Annotated in this window: 25 protein-coding genes and 1 pseudogene; 20 read left to right on the top strand and 6 right to left on the bottom strand. The window is 63.3% G+C overall.

Features of this window, described 5'->3' with window-relative positions; all coding sequences use genetic code 11:
• Positions 1 to 28 precede the first annotated feature (28 nt).
• A pseudogene (locus tag IHQ72_RS07760) lies at positions 29 to 253 on the top strand (transposase domain-containing protein); the annotation flags it as partial.
• A gap of 428 nt (positions 254 to 681) precedes the next feature.
• Here IHQ72_RS07760 and IHQ72_RS07765 read toward each other — a convergent pair.
• Positions 682 to 1,632 carry an NAD(P)-dependent oxidoreductase gene (locus tag IHQ72_RS07765; RefSeq protein ID WP_258121898.1) on the bottom strand — a complete coding sequence of 317 codons (951 nt, stop codon included), beginning with the start codon at positions 1,630 to 1,632 and terminating at the stop codon, positions 682 to 684.
• A gap of 402 nt (positions 1,633 to 2,034) precedes the next feature.
• Between IHQ72_RS07765 and IHQ72_RS07770 the strand changes: the two genes are divergently transcribed.
• Positions 2,035 to 2,208 carry a hypothetical protein gene (locus IHQ72_RS07770; RefSeq protein ID WP_258121899.1) on the top strand — a complete coding sequence of 58 codons (174 nt, stop codon included), beginning with the start codon at positions 2,035 to 2,037 and terminating at the stop codon, positions 2,206 to 2,208.
• A gap of 145 nt (positions 2,209 to 2,353) precedes the next feature.
• On the opposite strand, the gene secA is transcribed toward IHQ72_RS07770, so the two are convergent.
• A complete protein-coding gene (gene secA, locus IHQ72_RS07775; RefSeq protein ID WP_258121900.1) occupies positions 2,354 to 5,086 on the bottom strand; it encodes a preprotein translocase subunit SecA in 2,733 nt (910 codons plus the stop codon).
• A gap of 251 nt (positions 5,087 to 5,337) precedes the next feature.
• On the opposite strand from secA, the gene IHQ72_RS07780 reads away from it, so the two are divergent.
• On the top strand, positions 5,338 to 6,252 hold the full coding sequence (locus IHQ72_RS07780; RefSeq protein ID WP_258121901.1) for a peptidylprolyl isomerase: 915 nt from the start codon (positions 5,338 to 5,340) through the stop codon (positions 6,250 to 6,252).
• A 290-nt stretch (positions 6,253 to 6,542) separates the two neighbouring features.
• Here IHQ72_RS07780 and IHQ72_RS07785 read toward each other — a convergent pair whose 3' ends face one another.
• Positions 6,543 to 7,193 (bottom strand): TetR/AcrR family transcriptional regulator, encoded by a 651-nt coding sequence (locus IHQ72_RS07785; protein ID WP_258121902.1) that lies wholly within the window; start codon positions 7,191 to 7,193, stop codon positions 6,543 to 6,545.
• Positions 7,194 to 7,305: 112 nt separating this feature from the next.
• Here IHQ72_RS07785 and IHQ72_RS07790 point away from each other — a divergent pair, with 112 nt between their 5' ends.
• The 6 genes from IHQ72_RS07790 (at position 7,306) to IHQ72_RS07815 (ending at position 10,845) form a co-directional block, all read left to right on the top strand.
• On the top strand, positions 7,306 to 7,536 hold the full coding sequence (locus IHQ72_RS07790; RefSeq protein WP_258121903.1) for a putative antibiotic biosynthesis monooxygenase: 231 nt from the start codon (positions 7,306 to 7,308) through the stop codon (positions 7,534 to 7,536).
• Between the two features lie 117 nt (positions 7,537 to 7,653).
• A complete protein-coding gene (gene argJ, locus IHQ72_RS07795) occupies positions 7,654 to 8,895 on the top strand; it encodes a bifunctional glutamate N-acetyltransferase/amino-acid acetyltransferase ArgJ (RefSeq protein ID WP_258121904.1) in 1,242 nt (413 codons plus the stop codon).
• Complete coding sequence (locus tag IHQ72_RS07800; RefSeq protein ID WP_258121905.1) at positions 8,895 to 9,674, top strand: GNAT family N-acetyltransferase; 780 nt, start codon at positions 8,895 to 8,897, stop codon at positions 9,672 to 9,674. Before argJ ends, IHQ72_RS07800 begins: the two co-directional genes overlap by 1 nt.
• Positions 9,671 to 10,093: a (deoxy)nucleoside triphosphate pyrophosphohydrolase gene (locus tag IHQ72_RS07805; RefSeq protein WP_127320173.1), complete on the top strand. Its 423-nt coding sequence runs from the start codon at positions 9,671 to 9,673 to the stop codon at positions 10,091 to 10,093. The genes IHQ72_RS07800 and IHQ72_RS07805 overlap by 4 nt, the downstream gene beginning before the upstream one ends.
• A gap of 120 nt (positions 10,094 to 10,213) precedes the next feature.
• The gene (locus IHQ72_RS07810; RefSeq protein ID WP_258121906.1) at positions 10,214 to 10,567 is read left to right on the top strand and encodes a hypothetical protein; all 354 of its coding nucleotides are present in this window, start codon (positions 10,214 to 10,216) and stop codon (positions 10,565 to 10,567) included.
• Positions 10,568 to 10,665: 98 nt separating this feature from the next.
• Positions 10,666 to 10,845 (top strand): Flp family type IVb pilin, encoded by a 180-nt coding sequence (locus IHQ72_RS07815; protein ID WP_123149166.1) that lies wholly within the window; start codon positions 10,666 to 10,668, stop codon positions 10,843 to 10,845.
• Between the two features lie 33 nt (positions 10,846 to 10,878).
• On the opposite strand, the gene IHQ72_RS07820 is transcribed toward IHQ72_RS07815, so the two are convergent.
• Positions 10,879 to 11,751 carry a methyltransferase domain-containing protein gene (locus tag IHQ72_RS07820; RefSeq protein WP_258121907.1) on the bottom strand — a complete coding sequence of 291 codons (873 nt, stop codon included), beginning with the start codon at positions 11,749 to 11,751 and terminating at the stop codon, positions 10,879 to 10,881.
• 53 nt (positions 11,752 to 11,804) lie between these two features.
• Here IHQ72_RS07820 and IHQ72_RS07825 point away from each other — a divergent pair, with 53 nt between their 5' ends.
• The 5 genes from IHQ72_RS07825 to IHQ72_RS07845 are packed head-to-tail and all read left to right on the top strand — an operon-like array spanning position 11,805 to position 14,896.
• On the top strand, positions 11,805 to 12,590 hold the full coding sequence (locus tag IHQ72_RS07825) for a ComF family protein (protein ID WP_258121908.1): 786 nt from the start codon (positions 11,805 to 11,807) through the stop codon (positions 12,588 to 12,590).
• A gap of 27 nt (positions 12,591 to 12,617) precedes the next feature.
• The gene (gene grxC / locus IHQ72_RS07830; RefSeq protein WP_095493379.1) at positions 12,618 to 12,887 is read left to right on the top strand and encodes a glutaredoxin 3; all 270 of its coding nucleotides are present in this window, start codon (positions 12,618 to 12,620) and stop codon (positions 12,885 to 12,887) included.
• Positions 12,888 to 12,897: 10 nt separating this feature from the next.
• Positions 12,898 to 13,764 carry a carbon-nitrogen hydrolase family protein gene (locus IHQ72_RS07835; RefSeq protein WP_258121909.1) on the top strand — a complete coding sequence of 289 codons (867 nt, stop codon included), beginning with the start codon at positions 12,898 to 12,900 and terminating at the stop codon, positions 13,762 to 13,764.
• Positions 13,761 to 14,186 (top strand): DUF1178 family protein, encoded by a 426-nt coding sequence (locus IHQ72_RS07840; RefSeq protein ID WP_258121910.1) that lies wholly within the window; start codon positions 13,761 to 13,763, stop codon positions 14,184 to 14,186. Before IHQ72_RS07835 ends, IHQ72_RS07840 begins: the two co-directional genes overlap by 4 nt.
• A 5-nt stretch (positions 14,187 to 14,191) precedes the next feature.
• Positions 14,192 to 14,896 (top strand): hypothetical protein, encoded by a 705-nt coding sequence (locus IHQ72_RS07845; protein WP_258121911.1) that lies wholly within the window; start codon positions 14,192 to 14,194, stop codon positions 14,894 to 14,896.
• Positions 14,897 to 14,937: 41 nt separating this feature from the next.
• Here the strand turns inward: IHQ72_RS07845 and IHQ72_RS07850 are convergent, their stop codons facing one another.
• Positions 14,938 to 15,423 carry a MarR family winged helix-turn-helix transcriptional regulator gene (locus IHQ72_RS07850; protein WP_258121912.1) on the bottom strand — a complete coding sequence of 162 codons (486 nt, stop codon included), beginning with the start codon at positions 15,421 to 15,423 and terminating at the stop codon, positions 14,938 to 14,940.
• 98 nt (positions 15,424 to 15,521) lie between these two features.
• On the opposite strand from IHQ72_RS07850, the gene IHQ72_RS07855 reads away from it, so the two are divergent.
• Positions 15,522 to 16,451 carry a DMT family transporter gene (locus tag IHQ72_RS07855; RefSeq protein ID WP_258121913.1) on the top strand — a complete coding sequence of 310 codons (930 nt, stop codon included), beginning with the start codon at positions 15,522 to 15,524 and terminating at the stop codon, positions 16,449 to 16,451.
• A 27-nt stretch (positions 16,452 to 16,478) separates the two neighbouring features.
• On the opposite strand, the gene ubiG is transcribed toward IHQ72_RS07855, so the two are convergent.
• Positions 16,479 to 17,228 (bottom strand): bifunctional 2-polyprenyl-6-hydroxyphenol methylase/3-demethylubiquinol 3-O-methyltransferase UbiG, encoded by a 750-nt coding sequence (gene ubiG, locus IHQ72_RS07860; protein ID WP_258121914.1) that lies wholly within the window; start codon positions 17,226 to 17,228, stop codon positions 16,479 to 16,481.
• A gap of 386 nt (positions 17,229 to 17,614) precedes the next feature.
• Here ubiG and IHQ72_RS07865 point away from each other — a divergent pair, with 386 nt between their 5' ends.
• The 5 genes from IHQ72_RS07865 to IHQ72_RS07885 all read left to right on the top strand — a co-directional run bounded on the left by IHQ72_RS07865 (position 17,615) and on the right by IHQ72_RS07885 (position 24,559).
• The gene (locus tag IHQ72_RS07865; RefSeq protein WP_258121915.1) at positions 17,615 to 18,868 is read left to right on the top strand and encodes an aspartate kinase; all 1,254 of its coding nucleotides are present in this window, start codon (positions 17,615 to 17,617) and stop codon (positions 18,866 to 18,868) included.
• A 180-nt stretch (positions 18,869 to 19,048) separates the two neighbouring features.
• Positions 19,049 to 21,319: a phosphoenolpyruvate--protein phosphotransferase gene (gene ptsP / locus IHQ72_RS07870; protein ID WP_258121916.1), complete on the top strand. Its 2,271-nt coding sequence runs from the start codon at positions 19,049 to 19,051 to the stop codon at positions 21,317 to 21,319.
• A gap of 9 nt (positions 21,320 to 21,328) precedes the next feature.
• A complete protein-coding gene (prfA, locus tag IHQ72_RS07875; protein ID WP_258121917.1) occupies positions 21,329 to 22,408 on the top strand; it encodes a peptide chain release factor 1 in 1,080 nt (359 codons plus the stop codon).
• Positions 22,401 to 23,279, top strand: a complete 879-nt coding sequence (prmC, locus tag IHQ72_RS07880) for a peptide chain release factor N(5)-glutamine methyltransferase (protein ID WP_258121918.1) — start codon at positions 22,401 to 22,403, stop codon at positions 23,277 to 23,279. Before prfA ends, prmC begins: the two co-directional genes overlap by 8 nt.
• A gap of 302 nt (positions 23,280 to 23,581) precedes the next feature.
• A complete protein-coding gene (locus tag IHQ72_RS07885; protein WP_258121919.1) occupies positions 23,582 to 24,559 on the top strand; it encodes a DUF4167 domain-containing protein in 978 nt (325 codons plus the stop codon).
• Positions 24,560 to 24,761: the final 202 nt, after the last annotated feature.

Consider the following 24,761-nt stretch of genomic DNA (forward strand, 5'->3'; position numbering starts at 1 on the left):
CGAGCGAACGCCGGGAGTTGCCGGAGCCCGTGCGATCCGGCCGATCGCGCTCGGCCGCAAGAACTGGTTGTTCGCCGGATCGGACAAGGGCGGCGAGCGCGCCGCTGCGATCCTGTTGCTGATCGAAACCGCGAAGCTCAACGGTCTCGATCCCGAATCCTATCTTCGCGACGTCCTCGCTCGCATCGCCGACCATCCGATCAATAGGATTGACGAATTGTTGCCGTGGAGCATGCGGCATCAAGATCGATAGTATCTGTCGCGCCTCTTTTTGGCGTTTAGGATTCTACGCCGCGGGTTGACAATAACCACGGCCAAACACGCGGCTAGCACTGGGTAGATTGCCGGCCAATCGAACAGCAGTGCCACAATGACACCCGCGTAAATGGGAGCGCTACATGGAAACCGATGGAAAGCGGCCAGCGAAGAGATGAAATGTGAAATTACGGACAAAATCCCGCAGGGCAGCCACTAGGTGGTAAGCGATCGTCACCTTGGAGAGCTTCGTCAGCAGGCGCTCGGCTGCCTAACCGCATGGCCGGCTGCGCTTACCCAACCGACTCCGCCGGCCATGCTGCCTTTGGCGCAGCAGCCAAGGCCACACTAACATTCTCCCTGGACCACTCGGTGGGGGCTGGTCACTCCGCTCTGCGTGTCTCGGGGTGAGGCCCTTACCTCGAGTTAGTAACCCAGTTCGAGGTCGATCTTGTTGGACAGAGGCTCTCCTCTTGCGACTTGACCGCAGAGATCGGCGGCCTGGTCGATTCCAGAATCCACCCAGAAGCTCGCGACATGAGGTGTGATGGTCACCTTGGGATGATTCCACAGTGGCGATGAGGCCTCCAGCGGTTCACGCTGAAACACGTCAAGGCAAGCACCAGAAAGCTGATCTTCGTCGAGAGCGCGGATCAGGTCGGCTTCGTTGACATGCGCGCCCCTGGCGACATTCACGAGGTAGGCACCTCGCTTCATTTTTCCAAAGGCACTGGAGTTCAGTATCCCACGAGTGTCACCAGTCAGGGGAAGTGAACAGATAACGTAGTCCCGGAGTGTGAGTGCGTCCGCAAGCTGGGCACGGCCAAAGTAACTCTGTATGCCAGGAAGCGTCTTCTGGTGACGAGACCAGACAGCAGTGTCGTAGCCCAGGTCCGCAAACAGCTTTGCGGCCCAGCCACCGATCCGGCCCGCACCCAGCACAACAATTCTTGTCTCGGAGACCTTCCGCGGCGCGATCGGACTCCAAATCTTGCGGGCTTGCTGACTCATGTACTCCGCAACATGCCGTTGCTGGCAGAGAACGCGAAGGACGATGTACTGCACCACTTCCGAAGCCTGCTCACGCGTTGCGAGCCTAATGAGCGAAACACTCTTTGGAAAGCTTTGGAGATCAATACCGTCGACACCTGCCCCCAAATAGACGACGGCGCGCAGTCCTGTCATCGCGTCGAAAAAGCCAGGACTGGCGCCTTTGTCGATCAGCACTATATCTATGTCTCCTTTGTTCCCGACGTCTGGCCAAAGCCTGAACTCCAGCTGCGGCACACGATTCTTCAGCTCAGCAGCCCACACTTTGGCGTCGATGTAGTCAGGATACTCATTGACCATCAGAACGGTAATGGGTTGGCCCGACACTTCGCACCTCCAAGATACAGGCAATGATCGGATGCATATTCCCGCCTATTCTAGCACACCGGCCTTGCGCAATGAATCTGCGAAATGCTGCTGGTCCTCCGGGCTGCGGTAGGGGTTGTTTTCGAGCATAATTTGAATGCACGTCTTCTTCGCCTGCCTTGCGCCTCCAGGGTGCTGGCCTTGCAACAGCCAGCTCGGCCCATTGTCGCGCCTCGTCAAGGCGACCGAGTTCCGCGAGCATCGCGGCTCCGTAGAAGGTCGAGTCGATGAAGTAGTCTGGCAACTTTCTTCTGAGCTCGAATGCGTCCTCGTAACGCTCAAGCCGCGTAGGACGCCGGACGCTTACGATGGGATGCGCCGACCGTTTATTGTCACGGCGATCCGGACCGGGTGCGCGCGCGATTGCACAGGCTTATCGCCGAGGCACGCAGCGCGGAGACGTTGCCTTGGGATCAGGACAGCACTCGGCTCTACCGCAAGATCGTGCCCCAGATGGTGCTTTGGCTGCCGGAGGAAGAGGCCGCGCAGTTGAAGTTCGAGCTCGAGGCTGAAATGGAGCGGCCGAAAGCGGCGTAATAACGGATACGCCGGCGGGACAGCGCCCCCTCTGGCCTGCCGGCCATCTCCCCCTCAGGTGGGGAGATTGGCTAACCGCGAACGCCGGCGCCGCCCCTCATCCGCCTGCCGGCACCTTCTCCCCGTGAACGGGGCGAAGGCAAGCTTACGCAAACGCCCCATGGCAATGCTTGTACTTCTTGCCTGAACCACACGGGCAGGCCTCATTGCGGCCGACCTTGCCCCAGGTGGCGGGGTTGTTTGGGTCGCGGTTTTCGGGGGCGACGATGGCGTTGGTCTCCTGGCGAACCAGAAGCCCGGTCTCGCCGCCGTTAAAATCGTCCTCGCCGGTGGTGCCGTCGAGATGGCTGCCGAACATATCGGGCGCCTCGGGCGGCGGCGCTTCGGCGGCCTGGCGGACCAGCTCGACACGCATCAATTGCGCGGTGACGGCCTGGCGCAGATTGCCGAGCATAGCCTGGAACAGCTCGAACGCCTCGCCCTTGTATTCCTGCAGCGGGTCGCGCTGGGCGTAGCCGCGGAAGCCGACGACCGAGCGCAGATGATCGAGGTTGACGATGTGCTCGCGCCACAGATGGTCGAGCGTCTGCAGCACCACCGAGCGCTCGACATAGGTCATCACGTCGGGGCCGAAGCGCTCGGCACGCTCCTTGGCGGCAGTTTCGGCGGCCTGGCTGATGCGCTCGCGGATGTCGTCCTCGGCAATGCCCTCTTCCTTGACCCAGTCCTCGATCGGCAGGTCGAGATTGAGGAATTCGGCGACCTCGGCCTTGAGGCCGGCGACGTTCCACTGCTCGGCATAGGCGTTTTCGGGAATGGCCTTGGCGACGATCTCGTCGATGACGCCCTCGCGCATTTCGGCGATGGTCTCGGAGAGGCCCTCACCGTCCATCAGCTCGAGGCGCTGCTCGAACACCACCTTGCGCTGGTCGTTCGAGACGTCATCATATTTCAGCAGGTTCTTGCGGATGTCGAAGTTGCGCGCCTCGACCTTCTTCTGCGCCTTTTCCAGCGCCTTGTTGATCCAGGGGTGGATGATCGCCTCGTCTTCCTTGAGGCCGAGCTTCTGCAGCATGCCGTCCATGCGCTCGGAGCCGAAGATGCGCATCAGATCGTCCTGCAGCGACAGGAAGAACTTTGAGCGGCCGGGATCGCCCTGGCGGCCTGAGCGGCCGCGCAACTGGTTGTCGATGCGGCGGCTTTCATGGCGTTCGGTGGCGAGCACGTAGAGGCCGCCGGCGGCGAGCGCCTTTTCCTTCAGCCGGGCGACGTCGTCGCGGATTGCCTTTTCCCTGGCTTCGCGCTCGGGGCCAGTCGGCATATCGCCAAGCTCTTCGGCGATGCGCATGTCGGCATTGCCGCCGAGCTGGATGTCGGTGCCGCGGCCGGCCATGTTGGTCGCAATGGTGATGGCGCCGGGTTTTCCGGCCTGGGCGACGATCGCCGCCTCACGCTCGTGGTGGCGGGCGTTCAGCACCTCGAAGTCGGTGAAGCCTTCCTTGCGCAGGCGCGCGGCCAGCAGCTCGGATTTCTCGATCGAGGTGGTGCCGACCAGCGTCGGCTGGCCCTTGGTGCGGGCTTCCTTGATCTCCTTGACGATCGCCTTGTATTTCTCCTCGACGGTCCGGTAGACCTCGTCGTCCTCGTCGATACGGATGACCGGCAGATTGGTCGGGATCTCGGTGACGTCGAGATTGTAGATGTTGCCGAATTCCTCGGCCTCGGTCAGCGCCGTGCCGGTCATGCCGGCGAGCTTCTTGTAGAGGCGGAAATAATTCTGGAAGGTGACGGAGGCGAGCGTCTGGTTCTCCGGCTGGATCGCCACATGCTCCTTGGCCTCGAGCGCCTGGTGCAGGCCTTCCGAATAGCGGCGGCCGGGCATCATGCGGCCGGTGAATTCGTCGATGATGACGATCTCGCCGTTGCGCACGATATAGTCCTTGTCCTTCTGGAACAGCTGGTGCGCCTTCAGCGCATTGTTGACGTGGTGGACGATGGCGACGTTCTCGACGTCGTAGAGCGACTCGCCCTTGAGCAGGTCGGCGTCGCGCAAAAGGTTCTCCAGCTTCTCGGTGCCCTCCTCGGTGAAGATCGAGGTCTTCTGCTTCTCATCGATCTCGTAGTCGGCCGGCTCGAGCTTCAGCATGAAGGCATCGATGGTGTTGTACATTTCCGAGCGGTCCTCGAGCGGACCGGAAATGATCAGCGGCGTGCGCGCCTCGTCGACCAGGATGGAGTCGACCTCGTCGACGATCGCGTAGCTGTGGCCGCGCTGCACCATCTGCGCGCGCTCGAATTTCATGTTGTCGCGCAGATAGTCGAAGCCGAGCTCGTTGTTGGTGGCGTAGGTGACGTCGGCGGCATAGGCGGCGGCGCGTTCCTCGTCGGACAGGCCATGGACGATGACGCCGACGGTAAGGCCGAGGAATTTATAGACGCGGCCCATCCATTCGGAGTCGCGTGTGGCAAGGTAGTCGTTGACGGTGACGACATGGACGCCCTTGCCGGCGAGCGCGTTGAGATAGACGGGCAGCGTGGCGACAAGCGTCTTGCCCTCGCCGGTGCGCATCTCGGCGATGCCGCCATTGTGCAGCACCATGCCGCCGATCAGCTGCACGTCGAACGGGCGCATGCCGAGCACGCGGCGCGCCGCTTCGCGCACGGTGGCGAAGGCCGGCACCAGCAGATCATCGAGGCTGGCGCCGTTGGCAACGTCCTGGCGGAATTTTTCCGTGCGGGCCGTCAGCTCGGCGTCGGAGAGCGCCCGCATCTCGTTTTCCATGGCGTTGATCGCTTCGACGCGCGGTCGGGTCGACTTGACCCGGCGATCGTTGGAGGAGCCGAAAACCTTACGGGCGAGACCGCCAAAACTGACCATTCAATGGTCCTTTCGATAGCATTCCAAGTCGTTGCGACGGGTGCCGGCGGCCCCATCAAATCCACGTGAAACGCGGACAAACGCAAAAAGCGCCCGGAAAACGGTTCTGGACGCAAAGTCGTTGGACAGATAAGAGGGGGCTCAATCGATGTCAACGGCGCGCTCGCCCTGACGACCGTGCCAAATTCCGCCACAATCTGGCTGGTCTGGAAGCCATCCTGCTCTAGCTATCCCCTATTGGAGTTAATCGTATGTCCTTATTGTTCCGCCGCGCGTCGCTCGCCAGCCTCGGCCTGGCATTCGGGCTGTCGGCTTTGTCGCTGTCGCCACTGATGGCGCAGGACGCCGCGCCTGCCCAACCAGCCCCGGCCCAACCGGCCGCGCCGGTCGATCCGAACGGCGTGGTCGCCACGATCAACGGCCAGACGCTGACCGAGGCAGACCTTGCGCTTGCCGAAGGCGAGCTGTCGCAGCAGTTCGCGCAGATGCCGCCCGAACAGCGCCGCGCCGCAGCACTTTCGGCGGCGATAGAGATCAAGGTCATGGCCGCCCAGGCGGTCACCACCGGCCTCGACAAGGATCCAGACTTCCAGCGCCGCATGGCGTTCCTGCAGCAGCGCGCCCTGCATGGCGAGATGGTCGAGAAGGATGTCGTCGGCAAGGTTACGGATGCCGAGGTTCGCGCCCGCTACGACCAGGAAATCGCCAACACGCCGCCGACCAACGAGGTGCATGCCCGTCACATCCTCGTGAAGTCGAAGGAAGAGGCCGATGCGATCATCAAGCAGCTCGACGGCGGCGCCGATTTCCAGAAACTCGCCAACGAGCACACCAGCGATCCGAGCGGCAAGACCAGCGGCGGCGATCTCGGCTGGTTCGGACCCGGCCAGATGGTGCCGGAGTTCGACAAGGCGGTCTTCGCGCTGGCGGTCGGCAAATACACCGAGCAGCCGGTGCAGTCGCAGTTCGGCTGGCATGTCATCCAGGTCGAGGACAAGCGCGCCAAGCAGCCGCCGGCCTTCGACCAGGTCAAGGACCAGGCCCGTCAGGCGGTCATCCGCGACAAATATATCGCGCTGGTCAAGTCGCTGCGCGCCGAGGCCAAAGTCGAGATCCCGGACGAGAAGCTGAAGAAGACGGTCGACGCGCTGGAAAACACCAAGTAGTCCAACGTGAGGCTGGGGCAAGCAGGGCAGTCGGTTCAGGTTTGAGTTTGCCCGCCACTTTATGGGCGTTGCGTCAGGTCTTCCCTTCTCCCCTTGTGGGAGAAGGTGGCCGAGCCTACGGGTCTTGCCTCCGGCAAGCCCGAGGACAGGCTCCGCTCGGTCGGATGAGGGGTGTTCCAGCTTGGCACCGACAGCGCTCCGGCCAGCACCCCTCTTCCGTCTTGGCGCTGCGCGCCAATCCACCTTTTCCCACAAGGGGAGTAGGGAAGAAGCGCGGCGTCGAGAGCGCCCTATCCTACAATGCGTCGACGCCTCCGCCGGACCGCCGCGGCGTCGACCGAGCCGGCATCGTCAGCGGCTATGCCCTTCAACACATAGCCAACCGCCCTGCGCAGCGTCGTTTCGTCTTCGTCGAGGCGATTGGTCAAAAGATGCGTCCAGGCAAAGGAGGCGACCAGGTCGGCGACGAGCGTGGCATCGACGTCGGCCGCCACTTCGCCTCTTGCCTTGGCGCGTTCGATCATCTGGCCGGTATGGGCATGGCGTCCTTTCGTGTATTCGACAAGCACGGCGGCCACGGTCGCATCCGACTGCGCCTCGGCGATCAGCGATCTGAAGACGCTGCCTGACGATGTTTCATGCCAGTGCGAGAACAGGTTCTTCAGGAAGCCGACGAGATCATCCTCGAGGTTTCCGGAGTCGGGGTTCTCGACGCGCTTTAGCCGCTGATAGACGTCGAACAGCAAAGCGGCCTTGCTCGGCCACCAGCGATAGATCGTCGGCTTTCCAGCGCGCGCCCGCCGCGCCACTGCTTCGATCGAGAAGCCGGAATAACCGGCCTCGACCAGCACCGCCTCGGCGGCGTCGAGAATGGCGTCGGCGCTGTCGGGATTGCGCCTCGCCCCAGTTGATTTGCGAGCCCGATCTGCTTCCTCAGCCATCTGCTTTTTTCCTTATCGGCAAGTTTCCTCAGCATGCATATACGACCTCTTGACGAAACGGAACGGCCCGTTTCATATAACGGAACGTTTCGTAACGATAAGGAGAGACCCAATGACCTCGACCGCCGCCCGCTTCTCGCGCCCCCGCTTTGCCCTGCTGGTGCTTGCCGGCGTCTATCCGCTGATAACCGCGATCCTCTACGTGGTGTTCCCGCTGACCGAAGAGTGGGAGATCTGGCAGCGCACGCTGGTCATCGCCCCGCTGATGGTCGCGATCATGATCTGGGGCCTCATTCCGGGCGTGCAGAAGACGTTCCGGAAGTTCCTCAATCCTGCCCAATGAGGGAAGCGTGATGCGGCAGTTCGGTGTTGTCCGCAACGGTCGGGAAAACGCCCTTGCGCCGGCGCCCGCTATCGGGCAAACCGGCGTTCCCTTGCGATTTTCCCGCCCGAGGTCTTCATGTCAGCCACGATTTCGCCGCTCGCGCCGAAAAAATATCCTAAAATGCCTGACATCGAGGGCGTCCGCATCGCCACCGCCGAGGCCGGGATAAAGTACAAGAACCGCACCGATCTGCTGACCATGGTCTTCGATGCCGGCACCACGGTCGCCGGCGTGTTCACCAGGTCGAAATGCCCGTCGGCGCCGGTTGATTTCTGCCGGCAGAATCTTGCGCAGGGCAAGGCGCGCGTCCTGGTCGTCAATTCCGGCAACGCCAATGCCTTCACCGGCAACAAGGGCCGAGCCTCCACGGCAATGACCGGCGAGGCTGCAGCCAAGGCTGCGGGCTGCACGCCGGACGAGGTGTTTCTGGCCTCGACCGGCGTCATCGGCGAGCCGCTGGATGCCGGCAAGTTCAGCCATCTGCTCGCCGGACTGGTCAAGGCCGGCAGGCCGGATCTGTGGACCGAAGCCGCCAAGGCGATCATGACCACGGACACCTATCCGAAACTGGCGACCGCGACGGTAAAACTCGGCGACGCCGACGTCACCATCAACGGCATTGCCAAGGGCGCCGGCATGATCGCGCCCGACATGGCGACGATGCTCTCCTTCATCGCCACCGATGCGCCGATCGCAGCCCCCGTGCTGCAGGATCTTTTGTCTCGCGGCACGGCCAAGACCTTCAATGCGGTCACTGTCGACAGCGACACCTCGACCAGCGACACGCTGCTGATGTTCGCCACCGGCACGGCATCCAGGCGCGGCGCGCCTGACATCACCGATGCCGGGGATGCGCGCCTCGGCGCCTTCCGCCGCGGGCTCGGCAAGGTGCTGAAATCGCTGGCGCTGCAAGTGGTGCGCGACGGCGAGGGCGCGCGAAAACAGGTCGAGGTCACCGTCACCGGCGCGAAATCGGCCCGCTCGGCCAAGCGCATCGCGCTGTCGATCGCCAATTCGCCGCTGGTCAAGACGGCGGTCGCCGGCGAGGACGCCAATTGGGGTCGCGTCGTCATGGCCATCGGCAAGGCCGGTGAACCGGCCGACCGCGACCTTCTGTCGATCTGGTTCGGCGATATCAGGCTGGCGCATGAGGGCGAGCGCGACGCCGCCTACTCCGAGGAGGCGACATCGGCCTACATGAGGCGCGACGAGATCCGCATCCATGCCGATATCGGCATCGGCCGCGGCAAGGCGACGGTGTGGACTTGCGACCTCACCAAGGAGTATGTCGCCATCAACGGCGATTATCGGAGCTGATGGCGTTGGTTTCCAGACATCCGGCAAGCGTGCTTGCCATCGTGCGCCGCTATGAGGCGGCCGGCTTTCGCGCCTGGCCGGCGGCGGCGGTCCATTATGACGGCACCTGGGTGGTGCGGCTGACGGCGGGTCATCCGGCCAAGCGGCTGAATTCGGTCAACCCGCTCGATCCCGGCGACATCCAGCACATTGCCGAGCGCATCGGCCGCGCCAGCCGCCGTTTCGACGCCTATGGCAGGCCGCTGACCTTCCGCATATCGCCGCTGTCGGGGCCGGTCCTTTCCAAACATCTCGACGGCGAAGGCTGGAGCACATTCGACGAATCGCTGGTGATGCGGCTGCCGCTGGCAGACGCCCAGCTCGACGCTGCCATGGACCAGATCCCGCTGAAGGACATCAGCCGCTTCATCGGCGCGTCGCTCAAGGTAAGCGGCTCGGATGTGTCGCTGCGGCCGGGTCTGTCGGAGATCATCGGCGCCATCCAGCCGGAAGCCGGGCTGTTCGCGCTCGAAAAGGGCACCGAACCGCTGGCGACGCTGATCTGCGTCCATGATGGCGATCTTGCCGGACTGTTCGAGATCGCCACCGACAGATCGGTACGCAACCAGGGCCACGGCCGCCACCTCATCCTGTCCGCGCTGAAATGGGCACGGCTGCGCGGCGCCCGGGAAGCCTGGCTGCAGGTCGAGGCCGACAATGCGCCGGCGCTGGCGCTTTATCGTTCGCTCGGGTTCGACGAAGTCTATCGTTACCATTATCGCCGGCCGCCCGGCGCATGACCGGCCCGAACCCTGTCGGCAAGCGCCTGCTCCTGGTCGCAGCCTGCGCGCTGGTCGATACCGACGGCCGCGTGCTTTTGGCGCAGCGGCCCGAAGGCAAGCAACTCGCCGGCCTGTGGGAGTTTCCGGGCGGCAAGGTCGAGCCCGGCGAGACGCCGGAAGAATGCCTCATCCGTGAGTTGTACGAGGAGATCGGCATCGAGACCGATATTCCCTGCCTGGCGCCGTTCACTTTCGCCAGCCATTCCTACGATGATTTTCACCTGCTGATGCCGCTGTTCGTCTGTCGTCGCTTCCGCGGCATCGCGCAGCCGAAGGAGGGGCAGGTGCTGAAATGGGTGCGGCCGCGCCAGATGCGCGATTTTCCGATGCCGCCGGCCGACGCGCCGCTGATCCAGTTCCTCATCGATCTTCTGTGATTGTGCCGTCACTGCCCGATTTAGATAGCGTTAATGGAAGATTTATCTCGCTGTGAGAAATTGACGGCATAGAAAATCGAAGGGAAGGCCGTGTTCAGGCCTTCGCCGGAGGGCGGTTGCATGAGCCTCGACAGGGACTGGGAATCGATCCGACCCGACCGCAGCTTCAGCGCTGTCCATGCCGGCATGGGCATATTGCGGATCACGCTGCTGTTCGGCTCGGCCGCGGTGGCGCTGGCCTTGATCGCGACGCCCTTCCTCGACAGCCGGACGCGATTGCAGTCCGCCCGCGACCATTTTGCCGGCGGCCCCGACGGAATGAGCACAGGATCGGTCGGGAGCACAGGCTCGATTGGAAGCACAGGCTCGATCGGCCGTCGTGTTACCTACACGCTGCGCAGGAGCGTGCTGCAGCCGCTGCCCAGTTCGATCTGCGTGATACGCGACAATGGCAAGCGCAGCGGCGACTGCTGAGATGGTTTAAAGCGGTCGTTTCATCGCCTGTTAAGCCTGTGCCGTTAACCTTTCTTAACAGGTCGACGCTAGGGTTCCGGCAAGCGGGATCGACGGTCATGAAAACAGTGCTGCAACGATTTTTGGAAGACAAGACCGGCGCGACGGCCATCGAATATGGGCTGATCGTGACCGTGCTGTCGCTTGCCATCATAGGCGGCATCGGCCAGGCCGCAGACGCAATGGCGTGGCTGTTCAGCGACAATTCCAGCAAGCTTGTGAACGCTTTCGCGCAGTGATCACGGCCGGCCAGCCGCATCCGTAGAATCCGGTCAACGCCCGCCGGGATCTTCCAGTATCGTCTTCAGCGATATTTTCGCCGAGCCGGGCTTCAGCGGTTTTTGCTGCGAGGCGTCGGGCGCCCAGCCTGACATCCAGACGATCGGAAAACTCGCCCTGACGCGACCATCGGCATCCGAAAACCGCTCGGCGTAGATTTCGGCGACGCGGGCAAACAGCTTTCGTGTGCCCGGTCGCCTGCTGCGGTCGATCAGCGCGCTGGTCTCGCCCATCGCCCGCAGGTCCGCCATCAGGCCGAACAGCGAATCGTAGCGCACCGTCACCGTCTCAACATCGGCGACGGGCAAGGCCAGGCCGGCGCGTTGCAAAAGCGCGCCGGCGTCGCGCACGTCGGTGAACGGGATGACGCGCGGGCTGGCGCCGCCGTAAAGCTCGGTCTCGGCGGCGAGCAGGCTTTCGCGCAGCTCGGAAAGCGTACCGGCGCCGGCAAAAGTGCCGAGGAAAAGACCGTCCGGCTTCAGCGCGCGGCGGATCTGCACCAGCATGCCGGGAATGTCGTTCATTGCCTGAAGGGACAAAAGAGACACGGCGAGGTCGAGGCTTTCCGGCTCGAACGGCACGGTCTCCAGCGGCGCCACCAGTCCGGCGGCATCGCCCAGGAACATAGCGTCCGCCTCCACGCGTATGATGTCCGTCACCTTGCCGCTTGTCGCGAGCACGTCGACCGCCGCCGGCGTCTGGCAAAACAGCACGGCCGCTCTGTCGAATTTGCGTTCGACGGCGCCCAGCCGCTCGGCAAGCTCCTCGGCCGCCCGCCGCATCAGGAAATCCGCGCCGGCAGTCGGTCGGGCGAGCGCCCGGCGCTTGTGCGCCAGCCAGAGAGAAGTGTCGACTATAGGTTGCAACTGACGGTTCCTGGTTTCCGCTGTCTGATATAGGGTGGCGGAGGAGCAACCACGTGGCCGATCCAATGCCAGATATCAAGAGTATCGCTCGAAAGGCATTGGACTGGCCGGCGCGCATCCTGTTTCCGCCGGTTTGTGCCGGCTGCCGACGGCATGTCTCGCAGCCCGGCGTGCTGTGCGGCGCCTGCTGGCCGAAGCTCAGGCTCCTGGAGCGGCCATGGTGCCCGGTGATGGGCACGCCCTTCGTCCATCACATGGGCGAGGGGTTCCTGTCGGCCGAGGCGATCGCCGACCCGCCGCCCTTCGAGCGCGCGCGGGCCGCGGTCGCTTATTCCGGTGTCGCCCGCCAGATGGTGCAAGGGTTGAAATACCAGGATCGCACCGACCTGGCGCCGTGGATGGCGCGCTGGATGCTGCGCGCCGGTGCCGAACTGATCGCGGAGGCCGATGTGGTCGTGCCGGTGCCGCTGCACTGGCGGCGTTTTTTCAGGCGCCGGTTCAACCAGTCGGCGGAACTGGCAAGGGCGGTATCGCAACTTGGCGGCCTGCCTTTTGCGCCCTCGGCGGTCAGGCGCGTCAAACTCACCCGCCAGCAGGTCGGGCTGGAGCGGCGGGAACGCGAGGAGAATGTGCGTGCCGCCTTCAGAGTGCCGGAGGAGGCCGAGATCGAGATCGCCGGCCGCCGGGTGCTCTTGATCGACGATGTCTATACCACCGGCGCCACTGTCCGCGCGGTCGCCAAGGCGCTGAAGAAGGGCGGTGCCGGGACCGTCGACGTGCTGACCTTTGCGCGCGTGCTGCCGGGGGACTTTCGGGCCGACGAGTCCGCGACTATATAGATTGAAGAAAGGCAGGATTGCTGACCGATGGTCGACGTGACGATCTATACACGGATGATGTGCGGCTATTGCATGGCGGCCAAGCGGCTGCTCGAGCGCAAGGGTGTCGCCTACACCGAGCATGATGCCTCCTTCTCGCCGGAACTGCGCCGGGAAATGATTTCCCGTGCGAATGGCCGCTCGACCTTTCCACAGATATTCATCGGCGATACCCATGTCGGCGGCTCCGACGATCTCCACGAACTGGAGGCGGAGGGCCGGCTGGACCGTCTGCTCGCCAATGGCTCGACGAATTGAGGACATGACGATGGGTGCTTTCAAGGCGGCGGCGATCCAGATGCGTTCGGGCACCAGCCCCGAGCGCAACGCAGTCGATCTGGAGCGGCTGGTGCGCGAGGCCGCGGGCCAGGGTGCGACCTATATCCAGTCACCGGAAATGACGGGTGCGCTGATCCGCGACAGCCAGGCGCGGGCCGCCTCGTTCACGTCCGAGGACAAGGACATCATCGTCTCGACCTCGCGCAAGCTGGCGAAAGAACTTGGCGTCTTCCTGCATATCGGCTCGACCGCCATCCTGCGCGCCGACGGCAAGCTCGCCAACCGTGCGCTTTTGTTCGGGCCGGATGGCGCGACACTCGCCATCTACGACAAGATCCACATGTTCGACGTCGATCTCGACAATGGCGAAAGCTGGCGCGAATCCGCCGCTTACGAGCCGGGCACCGAGGCCGTCGTTACCGAGATCGATGGGGCGAGGCTGGGTTTCGCCGTCTGCTACGATCTGCGCTTTCCGCAGCTCTTCCGCGCCGAGGCGCTGGCCGGCGCCGACCTGCTTTCGGTGCCCGCCGCCTTCACCCGCCAGACCGGCGAGGCGCACTGGCATGTGCTGCTGCGGGCGCGCGCCATCGAGAACGGTGCCTATGTCGTCGCCGCGGCGCAAGGCGGACTGCACGAGGACGGCCGCGAGACCTATGGCCATTCGCTGATCGTCGATCCGTGGGGCCGTATCGTCGCCGAAGCGGCACATGACGAACCGGCGGTGATCATCGCCGAGATCGACCCGGCGCAGTCGGTCGCCGCGCGCAAGAAGATCCCAAACCTGAAGAATGCGCGGGATTTTGCCGTAAACGGCGGACAGGCTGAGGCACTGCCGTTCAGGGGTGCAGCATCTTGATCCGCTTTTCCCTGATCTGCGAGCACGAGCACCAATTCGAGGGTTGGTTTCGCAGCAACGACGATTTCGACACCCAGAAGAAGCGTGGCTTCGTCGATTGCCCGACCTGCGGCTCGCACAAGGTCGAGAAGGCGTTGATGGCGCCGGCCGTCTCGACCGGGCGCAGCCGAGAAAAGATCGCGCTCGCCATGGGCGAGGCCCAGAAGCAGGCGCTGGCGCAATTGAAGACCATGGCCGAGAAGGTGCGCGAGAACGCCGACTACGTCGGCGACAAGTTTGCCGAGGAGGCGCGCAAGATCCATTTCGGCGAGAGCGACCCGCGCGGCATCTATGGCGAGGCGACGCTGGAGGAGGCCAAGAGCCTGGCCGAGGACGGCGTCGAATTCATGCCGATCCCAAGCTTCCCCGACGACCGCAACTGAGCTCCATGACGAAGTCGCGCCAGCTCAGGAAGGCTGAACGGCGACATTTTTCAATCGTATTTCAGGATATTTTCAATTGGCTGGCTATGAGGGCAAGTGCCAAGCAGACGACCAGCGGGATGGTGATCGTTTTTAGCAAACACAACGGCAGCGAAGCTACGGATAAGGTTGCTGCAGCACTTCAATTAATAAGGGATTTCGATCCCGTTCGGCACAGGCGCGTGGTCCGTGATCTCAAGCGGATCTGGATTACGACTATTACCGGCGCCGCCGGTCAGTTCGTGAATTCGACGTGGACTTGTGAGCTCGATGAGCGATTTGTTCTGGGCGAGCACACGACGACCGAGCAGGTGGCCGGTGCGATCGTGCACGAGGCCACGCATGCGCGCCTCCATCAGAGGGGGATTGGCTACGAGCAGGAATTGCGCGACCGGGTGGAGCAGGTCTGCATGGGCCGTGAACTGGCCTTCGCGGCGAAACTGCCGGACGGGGAGAGCATTTGCCGATGGGTCCAAGCCAGACAAGACCGTTCAGTTGACTATTCCAATGCAGCGTTCAGTGCCCGGGATATCGCTGGCGCCCGGGATGCCTTGCTCCATCTCGACGTCCCGGCTTGGCTTGCGGACATGATCGTCTCGTTCGTGCGATGGCGACATCGGAGGATATTAGGGCGGAAAGATACCAAAAGGGCTTCCGACCAGCCGAACTGACTCTTCTTTTCCCGGCCGCCCCTGGTCTCCGTGCCGGCTGTTCAGCCCACACTCGCTATCAATTTCTCAAGCAGGCGAGCAAGCGTCTCTTGTTCGGCGCGCGTCAGACCGGAAAGAATCTCATGTTCGTTGGCGACGTGGGCGGCGACCGCCTCGTCGACCAATGCCAGACCTTTTCCGGTCAGCTGCACGACAATCCCGCGCCGATCGTTGGGATGCGGACCGCGCATGATCAATCCTGACTTTTCGAGCCGATCGAGCCGGTTGGTCATCGCGCCCGACGTCACCATCGTCGCTTCGTAGAGGGCGGTTGGCGTCAGCGCGTAAGGTGATCCGGAACGGCGCAGCGTCGCCAGCACATCGAATTCTCCGGTCTGCAACCCGAAACGCGCAAACAGCGGAGCGAGGCGCTCTCGTGCAATCAGCGACGAGGCTTCGCTCAGCCGTCCAAGCACGGCCATCGGAGAGACATCCAAGTCCGGCCGCTCTCGTTTCCACTGCTCTATGGCCTTCGCGGCGCGATCCATCTATATCACCGTTAAATATCTTGACGTTAAGAATCTTTGTATTATCTTACCTCAAGACACAGTGCTGGCCAAGAGCCGCAAAGACAATAAGGTTCGTTATGAAATTTCTCTGGGATTCAGCGCTCGGCCTTTTGGTCGTCACCGGCGGCCTGCTCGGCCTGACGCTGCCGTTCGGCAAGATCGCTACGGCGGCCGGTGTTTCGGCCATGGTCTGGGCCCTCGTCATCTCGCTCGGAGCCGGCAGCGTGCTTTTGTGCGCCTTGCTGCTGCGCGGACAACGCATCCGGCTCACCCTGCACAGACTGCGTTATTTCTTCGTCACCGCGGCGGTGTCCTATGCCTTCCCCAATCTCTTGATGTTCTCGGCGATTCCGCATCTCGGCGCCGGCTACACCGGTATCATGTTCACGCTGTCGCCGGTGGTTACACTGGTGTTTTCTATCCTGCTCGGCGTCCGGCGTCCCAATTTGCTTGGTATCGTCGGCATTGCCGTCGGCTTCCTCGGTGCTGTCATGGTGGCGGTGACGCGCGGCGAGGCTGGCCAGCCGGCCGAATTTTTCTGGGTGGCGGTGGGGCTGCTCATTCCGGTCAGCCTCGCCGCCGGCAACATCTACCGCACGGTCGACTGGCCCGAAGGGACCGGACCGATCGAGCTTGCCGTCGGCAGCCATCTGGCATCGGCTGCGCTGCTTCTTTGCGGCATCTTCACGCAGCAGGGCGGCGGTTCGCTCGCCCTGCTCGGCGGCGTGCCGCTGGTGGTCGTCGGGCAGGTCGCGTCAGCCGCGGCGATGTTCGCCTTCTTCTTCCGGCTACAGGCGGTCGGCGGCCCGGTCTATCTCAGCCAGATCGGCTATGTCGCAGCTGCGGTCGGGCTGTTTGGCGGGACGATCTTTCTCGGCGAGCACTATCAATTGCTGACCTGGGCGGGTGCTGCCATCATCATCGCCGGCGTGTTCATCACCACCAAAGCGCAAAGCCAGATCACCACGAAGGCGCAAAGCCAGACGGGTGAGAAGGTGGCGGCGTGAGAAGGTTCAGACGTTTCGTGAGAAAGTTCAGGCGGGTGCCTTCTCCGCCAGCACCATATAGTTGACGTCCATGTCCTTCGACCGCTGCCAGCGGTCGGCGAGCGGATTGTAGGTGACGCCGGTGCGGTCGATGATAGTCAGGCCAGCGCCGGCAAGCGCCTTTTCCAGCTCGTCTGGCCGCACCAGCTTGCCGAACTGGTGGGTGCCGCGCGGCAACCAGCGCAGCACATATTCGGCGCCGATGATGGCCAGGCCCAGCGCCTTCAGCGTGCGGTTGATGGTGGCGACGAACATGATACCGCCGGGCTTGAGCATCTCGCCGCATTTGGCCACGAACAGGTCGATGTCGGCAACATGCTCGACCACTTCCATGTTGAGGATGACGTCGAATTTCTCCCCGGCGGCAGCCAGATCCTCCGCTGTCGTGGCACGGTAATCCACCGTCACGCCGACCTCCGCCGCATGCAGCTTGGCCACTTCGATGTTGGTGGCGGATGCGTCGGCGCCGAGCACTTCGGCGCCAAGCCGCGCCATCGGCTCGCACAACAGCCCGCCGCCACAGCCGATGTCGAGGATGCGCAGGCCATCGAACGGCCGCGCCGCACGCGGGTCGCGGCCGAAGCGCGCCGCCACCTGGTCGCGTATATAGGCAAGCCGGATCGGATTGAACTTGTGCAGCGGGCGGAATTTGCCGTTCGGATTCCACCATTCGGCGGCAAGAGCGGAAAAGCGCTCCACTTCGCCGGCATCGATCGTCGATCGTCGGGGTTCTGGCATCGTGTGGTCTCCTCGAACGCTAGGAAGTCGGTCGAGAGCCAGCGAATGTCAAGGCAGCAATTTCGCCTGTTGGCCGTTACGCCTATGCTGCGCGCCCACGATGAGATCCTGAAAGTCTTGCCGGCCGGCTTCGCTGTCGACTATCCGGGCCTGTGGAGAGGCGCAGCGCACCTGGCCTGAAGCCACCGCATGTCGTCGACAGGCATGCAGGCACCCGCTGCCGCCCTCGTGTGTCGCCTTCGTCGCCAGCTGCAAGCGGCGGCACGCCTTGCGAAATCCATAGCATTTGGCTAAGGAGGCCGCGCATTCAGCGGCCGGCTCAGCCGGGCGCTCCCTTTCCGTTTTTCGGCCGCCGGTCCGGCACCCAGTAAAGGCATTTCGCTTCCATGGCGCGCATCGTGATGAAATTCGGCGGAACCTCCGTCGCCGACATCGCCCGCATCCGCAATGTGGCGCGCCATGTCAAACGCGAGGTCGATGCCGGCCATGAGGTTGCGGTGGTCGTCTCGGCGATGGCCGGCAAGACCAACGAGCTCGTGCAATGGACGCGCGAAGCCTCGCCTATGCACGATGCGCGCGAATATGACGTCGTCGTCGCCTCCGGCGAGCAGGTGACCGCCGGCCTGTTGGCGATAGCGCTGCAGAACATGGGCGTCCATGCCCGTTCCTGGCAAGGCTGGCAGATCCCGATCAAGACCGATAATGCGCATGGCGCGGCGCGCATTCTCGACATTGACGGCGCGTTCCTGATCAAGCGCTTCGGCGAGGGCCAGGTGGCGGTGGTCGCCGGCTTCCAGGGCATCGGGCCGGACAATCGCATCGCAACGCTCGGCCGCGGCGGCTCCGACACCAGTGCTGTCGCCATCGCGGCGGCGGTCAAGGCCGACCGCTGCGACATCTATACCGATGTCGACGGGGTCTACACCACCGACCCGCGCATCGAGCCGAAAGCGCGGCGGCTAGCCAAGATTTCCTTCGAGGAAATGCTTGAAATGGCCTCGCTCGGCGCCAAGGTCCTGCAGGTACGCTCGGTCGAGCTTGCCATGGTGCACAGGGTGCGTACTTTCGTGCGGTCGTCCTTCGACGATCCCGACGCGCCCGGAATGGGGGATTTGCTCAATCCGCCCGGAACGCTTATTTGCGACGAGGAAGAGATCGTGGAACAGCAGGTCGTCACCGGAATTGCCTATGCCAAGGACGAAGCGCAGATTTCGTTGCGCCGTGTCAGCGACCGGCCGGGCGTCGCCGCCGGCATTTTCGGGCCGCTGGCCGAGGCCAACATCAATGTCGACATGATCGTCCAGAACATTTCCGAGGACGGCAAGTTCACCGACATGACCTTCACCGTGCCGTCCGGCGATGTCGACAAGGCGCTTGCCGTGCTCGAGCGGCTGAAGGCCACGATCGGCTACGACGTCGTACAGTCGGAAGCCGGCATGTCGAAGGTCTCGGTCATCGGCATCGGCATGAGGAGCCATGCGGGCGTCGCCGCCACCGCCTTCAAGGCGCTGGCCGACAAGGCGATCAACATCCGTGCGATCACGACCTCCGAGATCAAAATCTCGATCCTGATCGACGGCCCCTACACCGAACTTGCGGTTCGCACTTTGCATTCCGTCTACGGTCTGGATAAGCAGTAGCAGACTGCATCGGCCCGAGAATCGGAGTCGATTTTCGGAAAGCACGATGCAGCAGATCGAAAGTCTCAGAGCGTCCTTTGGCGTCCATTGGACGCACGGCGCTCTAATTGAGTTGTTGCGTGAGCGCCGGCCGCGGGAGAAACTGCGGCGGGCAAAATGTCCATTGGAGAACAAGCCGCGATGCGTGATACGGCCAGTGGCCCGCGCGTTTTGCTGAAACGGCTCCGCGAGCTCATGCAGGAGCCGCTGGAGCCGCAGGAGCGGCTCGACCGCATCGTGCGCGATATCGCCGCCAACATGGTCGCCGAGGTGTGCTCGCTCTATGTGCTGCGCGCCGATTCGGTGCTGGAACTCTATGCCACCGAGGGTCTGAACCCGAACGCCGTCCATCTGGCGCAGCTCAGGCTGGGGGAAGGCCTCGTCGGCACGATCGCGGCCTCAGCACGGCCGCTCAATCTCTCCAATGCACAGGAACATCCAGCCTTCGCCTACCTGCCGGAAACGGGGGAAGAGATCTACAATTCCTTCCTCGGCGTGCCGGTGCTCAGGGCAGGGCGCACGCTTGGTGTTCTGGTCGTCCAGAACAAGACCATGCGCCACTATCGCGACGACGAAGTCGAGGCGCTGGAAACGACGGCGATGGTGATTGCCGAGATGATCGCCACCGGCGACCTTGCCCGGCTGACCCGGCCCGGGCTCGAACTCGACCTGCGCCGCCCGGTGAGCTTTACCGGCCTGTCCTTCAACGAGGGTGTCGGGCTCGGTCATGTCGTGCTGCACGAGCCGCGCATCGTCGTCACCAATCTGTTCAACGAGGACAGCGATGAGGAGATCAAGCGGCTCGATGCGTCCCTTGGTTCGCTCCGGCTCTCCATCGACGATATGCTGGAACGCCGCGAAGTCGCTTTCGAGGGCGAGCACCGCCAGGTGCTCGAAGCCTATCGCATGTTCGCCAACGACAGCGGCTGGGTGCGCCGGCTGGAAGAGGCGATCCGCAACGGCCTGACGGCGGAAGCGGCGGTGGAAAAAGTGCAGAGCGACATGCGTGCCCGCATGCTGCACATGACCGATCCGTATTTGCGCGAGCGGATGAGCGATTTCGACGATCTTGCCAACCGGCTGCTGCGCCAGTTGATGGGGCGCGGGCCGGACGATGTTGCGGCCTCGCTGCCGAAGGACGCCATCATCGTCGCCCGCTCGATGGGGGCCGCCGAACTGCTCGATTATCCCAGAGACAAGCTGCGCGGGCTGGTGCTCGAGGACGGCGCGGCGACCAGCCATGTCGTTATCGTGGCGCGGGCCATGGGCATACCGGTCGCGGGCCAGATGAGGGGCGCCGTTTCCATGGCGGAAAACGGCGACGCCATCATTGTCGACGGCGAGGAAGGCGCGATCCATCTGCGCCCTCAGCCCGACCTCGAAGCCGCCTATGCCGAAAAAGTCCGCTTCCGGGCGCGGCGGCAGGAGGTCTACCGCGAACTGCGCAAGAAGCCGTCGGTGACCAAGGACGGCGTCCAGGTCGACCTTTTGATGAATGCTGGCCTGGCCGTCGATCTGCCGCAGCTTGCCGAGGCTGGCGCCGCCGGCATCGGCCTGTTCCGCACCGAGCTGCAATTCATGGTCGCCTCGACCTTTCCACGTGCGGAAGCCCAGGAACGGCTCTACCGCGACGTGCTCGACGCGGCGCGCGGCAAGCCGGTGACCTTCCGCACCATCGATATCGGCGGCGACAAGGTGCTGCCCTACTTCAAGGACACGATCCAGGAAGAGAACCCGGCGCTCGGCTGGCGCGCCATCCGCCTGACGCTCGACCGGCCGGGCCTGTTGCGCACCCAGATCCGCGCTCTCCTGAAGGCCTGCGGTGGGCGTGAACTGAAGCTGATGCTGCCGATGGTGACGGAGCTCGGCGAGATCGCACAGGCGCGCGAGATCATCGATCGCGAGGTGCGGCATCTGTCCCGTTTTGCCCATCATCTGCCGACCAGCCTGAAGCTCGGGGCCATGCTGGAAGTACCGTCGCTGCTGTTCCAACTCGACGAGTTGATGAAGGCCGTCGATTTCGTCTCGGTCGGCTCGAACGATCTGTTCCAGTTCGTCATGGCGGTCGATCGCGGCAACACGCAGCTCTCCGACCGCTTCGATGCGCTGTCGACGCCGTTCCTGCGCGTTCTGAAGCAGATTGCCGACGCCGGGGTGCGCAATCAAACCCCGGTGACCTTGTGCGGCGAACTGGCCGGCAAGCCGATCTCGGCGATGGCGCTGATCGGCCTTGGCTACCGGTCGATCTCGATGTCGCCGGCTTCGATCGGTCCGGTCAAGGCGATGCTGACGGAACTGCCGCTGGCCGAACTGGAGACGTTCTTCGACGACAATCTCATGGCGCCGGTCCAGGGGTTGCCGATGCGGGCGCTGCTGCAGGCCTTTGCCGACGACCGCTCAATTCCGCTATAGACTTTCGCCATGATCAACCTGCCCCGCGACCGTATGGATCAAGTCGTCAAGCGTTTCGACATGCTCGAAGCGCAGATGTCGGCCGGGCCGGCGGCGGACGCCTATGTCAAGATGGCGTCGGAATATGCCGACATCCAGGAGATGGTGGCAAAGATCAGGGCGCTGCGAACCGCCGAGGATGAACAGGCCGACTTGCAGGCGATGCTCGCCGACAAAAGCACCGATGCCGAGATGCGGGCATTGGCCGAGGCCGATCTGCCCGAGGTCAGGGAACGCATCGAGGCGCTGCAGAGGGACATCCAGATCCTGCTTCTGCCCAAGGATGCCGCAGACGACAAGAACGCCATCCTCGAAATCCGCGCCGGAACCGGCGGCGACGAGGCGGCTCTCTTTGCAGGCGACCTGTTCCGCATGTACGAACGCTACGCCGCGGCACGCGGCTGGCGTTTCGAGACGGTGTCGGCCAGCGAGGGCGAGGTCGGCGGCTACAAGGAAATCATCGCCACTATTTCGGGCAAGGGGGTCTTTGCCCATCTGAAATTCGAGTCCGGTGTGCATCGTGTGCAGCGCGTGCCGGCGACCGAGGCCGGCGGGCGTATCCACACCTCGGCGGCGACGGTTGCCGTGCTGCCCGAAGCGGAAGAGGTCGACATCGACATCAGGGCCGAAGACATCCGCATCGACACGATGCGCGCCTCGGGTTCGGGCGGCCAGCACGTCAATACCACCGATTCGGCGGTGCGCATCACCCATCTGCCGACCGGCATCATGGTGGTGCAGGCGGAGAAGTCGCAGCACCAGAACCGGGCGAAAGCCATGCAGATCCTGCGCGCCAGGCTTTACGACCTCGAGCGCAGCAAGGCTGACGAGGAACGCTCCGAATCACGCAAATCGCAGGTCGGTTCCGGCGATCGCTCGGAGCGCATCCGCACCTATAATTTCCCGCAGGGCCGCGTCACCGACCATCGCATCAATTTGACGCTCTACAAGCTCGACCGGGTGATTATGGGCGAACTCGACGAGATCGTCGACGCGCTGATCTCCGATCACCAGTCGAAGCTGCTCGCCGATATCGGCCTCGATGGCTGACACTCTGCCCGGGACGCTCGGGCCGCTGCTGAAAGCGGCGCGGGCACGTCTTGCCGCGGCCGCAGTCGCCGATCCGGCGCTGGATGCAAGGCTGATCGTCGAACATCTTTCCGGCACGACCCGCACACAAGCCATCGCCGATCCCGAATGCACGGTCGATGCCTGCGCGATTGCCGCGATCGATGCAGCCTTGAGGCGACGGATTGCCGGTGAGCCGGTGCATCGCATCCTCGGCCATCGCGAATTCTACGGCTTGCGCCTGTCGCTGTCACCGGAAACGCTGGAGCCGCGACCGGACACCGAAACGCTGGTCGAAGCGGTGCTGCCCTTCGTTAGAGCAACAGCGGAACGGCAAGGCCAATGCCGGATCCTCGATCTCGGCACCGGCACCGGCGCGATCGCGCTGGCGCTGCTCAGCGCCGTTCCGGCGGCGGTCGCCACCGGTGTCGATATTTCGCAAGGCGCGCTGGCGACCGCCATGCGCAATGCCGGGGAATTGGGGTTAGCCGACCGGTTCCAGGTGCTCAAATCCGACTGGTTCGAAAAAGTTTTTGGCCGATACCATGTAATTGCCGCTAACCCTCCCTATATAGCGTCCATAGACATTGAAAATCTGCAGGACGAAGTCCGCGATTTCGATCCACGCCAAGCCCTCAATGGCGGCGTGGACGGTCTGAGTCCCTACAGGATCATCGCCGCCGAGGCGGCAGGTTTTTTGGAAGCCGAGGGCAGGATTGCGGTCGAGATCGGCCACACCCAACGCAAAGATGTCACGGGCATATTCTCCGCAGCCGGCTATATGCCGGCGGGGGTATTGCGAGACTTTGGCGGAAACGAGAGGGTTCTGATCTTTGAACTGACAAAGCCGTGATGCAGTGCAAAAAAGCGCTTGGCAATGCCGGGGAATGCGGCTAGGGTCGCCTTAACCGGATGAGACGAAGCAGGCAGTGCTCTTAGCGATTCGGTTTCCTTGGAAATAGCTGCCTTCTTGCGCAAACGACGCCCAAGCTTCGTGCGGGAATCGTCCGGCAAGTGATGTAACCGGAACAGGATGACACGTGGCGCCAACGCAATCGATGCGGGCGAACGCCGGTGAAGAGACGAAACGGCTGGCTGCATGAGCGCCTCCGTTCGTGAAAAAGTTTTCGAAAATTTCAAAATGAAGAGAGTCGAATGAGGCCACAACAGCAGAACAGGCGCATGCGCGGTCGCAACAACAATGGCGGCGGCAATAACAACAACAACAACCGCAAGGGCCCAAATCCCCTGACGCGCAACTACGAGAGCAACGGTCCGGATGTGAAGATCCGCGGATCGGCTCAGCAGATCGCCGAAAAATACGCAACCCTTGCCCGTGACGCGCAAAGCTCCGGCGACCGGGTGATGGCGGAAAACTATCTCCAGCACGCCGAGCACTACAATCGCATCATCGCTGCGGCGCAGGCGCAGCTACCGATCCAGAGCGCTCAGCAGAACCGCGACGATTTCGACGATGACGGCGACGAAGATCGCGACGAGTTCGACAATGCCGGCAACAGCAATGTCGGTGAGACTGCGGCTCCGGTGGTCAACCACGGTGGCGGCCCGCAGCCGGTCATCGACGGCACGCCGGCCGAGTTGGCGTTCAACCAGGAAAGCGGCCGTGATAATCGCGATAACCGTGGGCGCGATAACGATGGACGCGACAACAATGGCGGCCGCCATCGTGACCGTCGCCCCAATGGCGGCTTCGGCCAGAACGGCCAGCGCGGCGAATACGGTGCGCGCGGCGAGCAGGGCGGACAACGCGACGATCAGAGCCGGCGCGACGATCAGAACCGGCGCGGCGATCAGAGCCGGCGCAACGAGACACCGGTACAGAACGAGACGCCGGTACAGGCGGAAGCTGTGTCTCCGGTCGAGCCGGTTTCTGTGGCCGAACCCGCGCCGCAGTTCGAAAACTTTTCGCCGGCGGCTCTCGCTGCCCAGGCCGAGATGAACGAAGCAGCCGCCGAAAGCGGCGCTGCCCGCCGCCCCAGGCGTCCGCGCCGCCCGCGCGTCAATGCTGATCAGGTGGATCGCGGTAACGACAATGCTGGCGCTGATAACGTGAATGCAGCTCCGGCGGAAGAGGCCGGTGGCGAGCCCGCCATCATCGACGTCAACAACTGATCGAGCAAGGCTTCAGACATTCTTGGACGGCGGAGAGAAATCTCCGCCGTTTTTGTTTTGCGCGCCCGGGCAATATTATGCATTCACCATTATTGGGACGTCTTGAGGGTCCGTGGCTTGCGCCCCATATCTCGCGTGAACAGGATCCGGCTCGAACGGGCGGGTCCGTCACCGCAATCTGATCCGGTGCCGCAAAGCGGGC

It is taken from the genome of Mesorhizobium onobrychidis, assembly GCF_024707545.1.
Classification (GTDB): domain Bacteria; phylum Pseudomonadota; class Alphaproteobacteria; order Rhizobiales; family Rhizobiaceae; genus Mesorhizobium; species Mesorhizobium onobrychidis.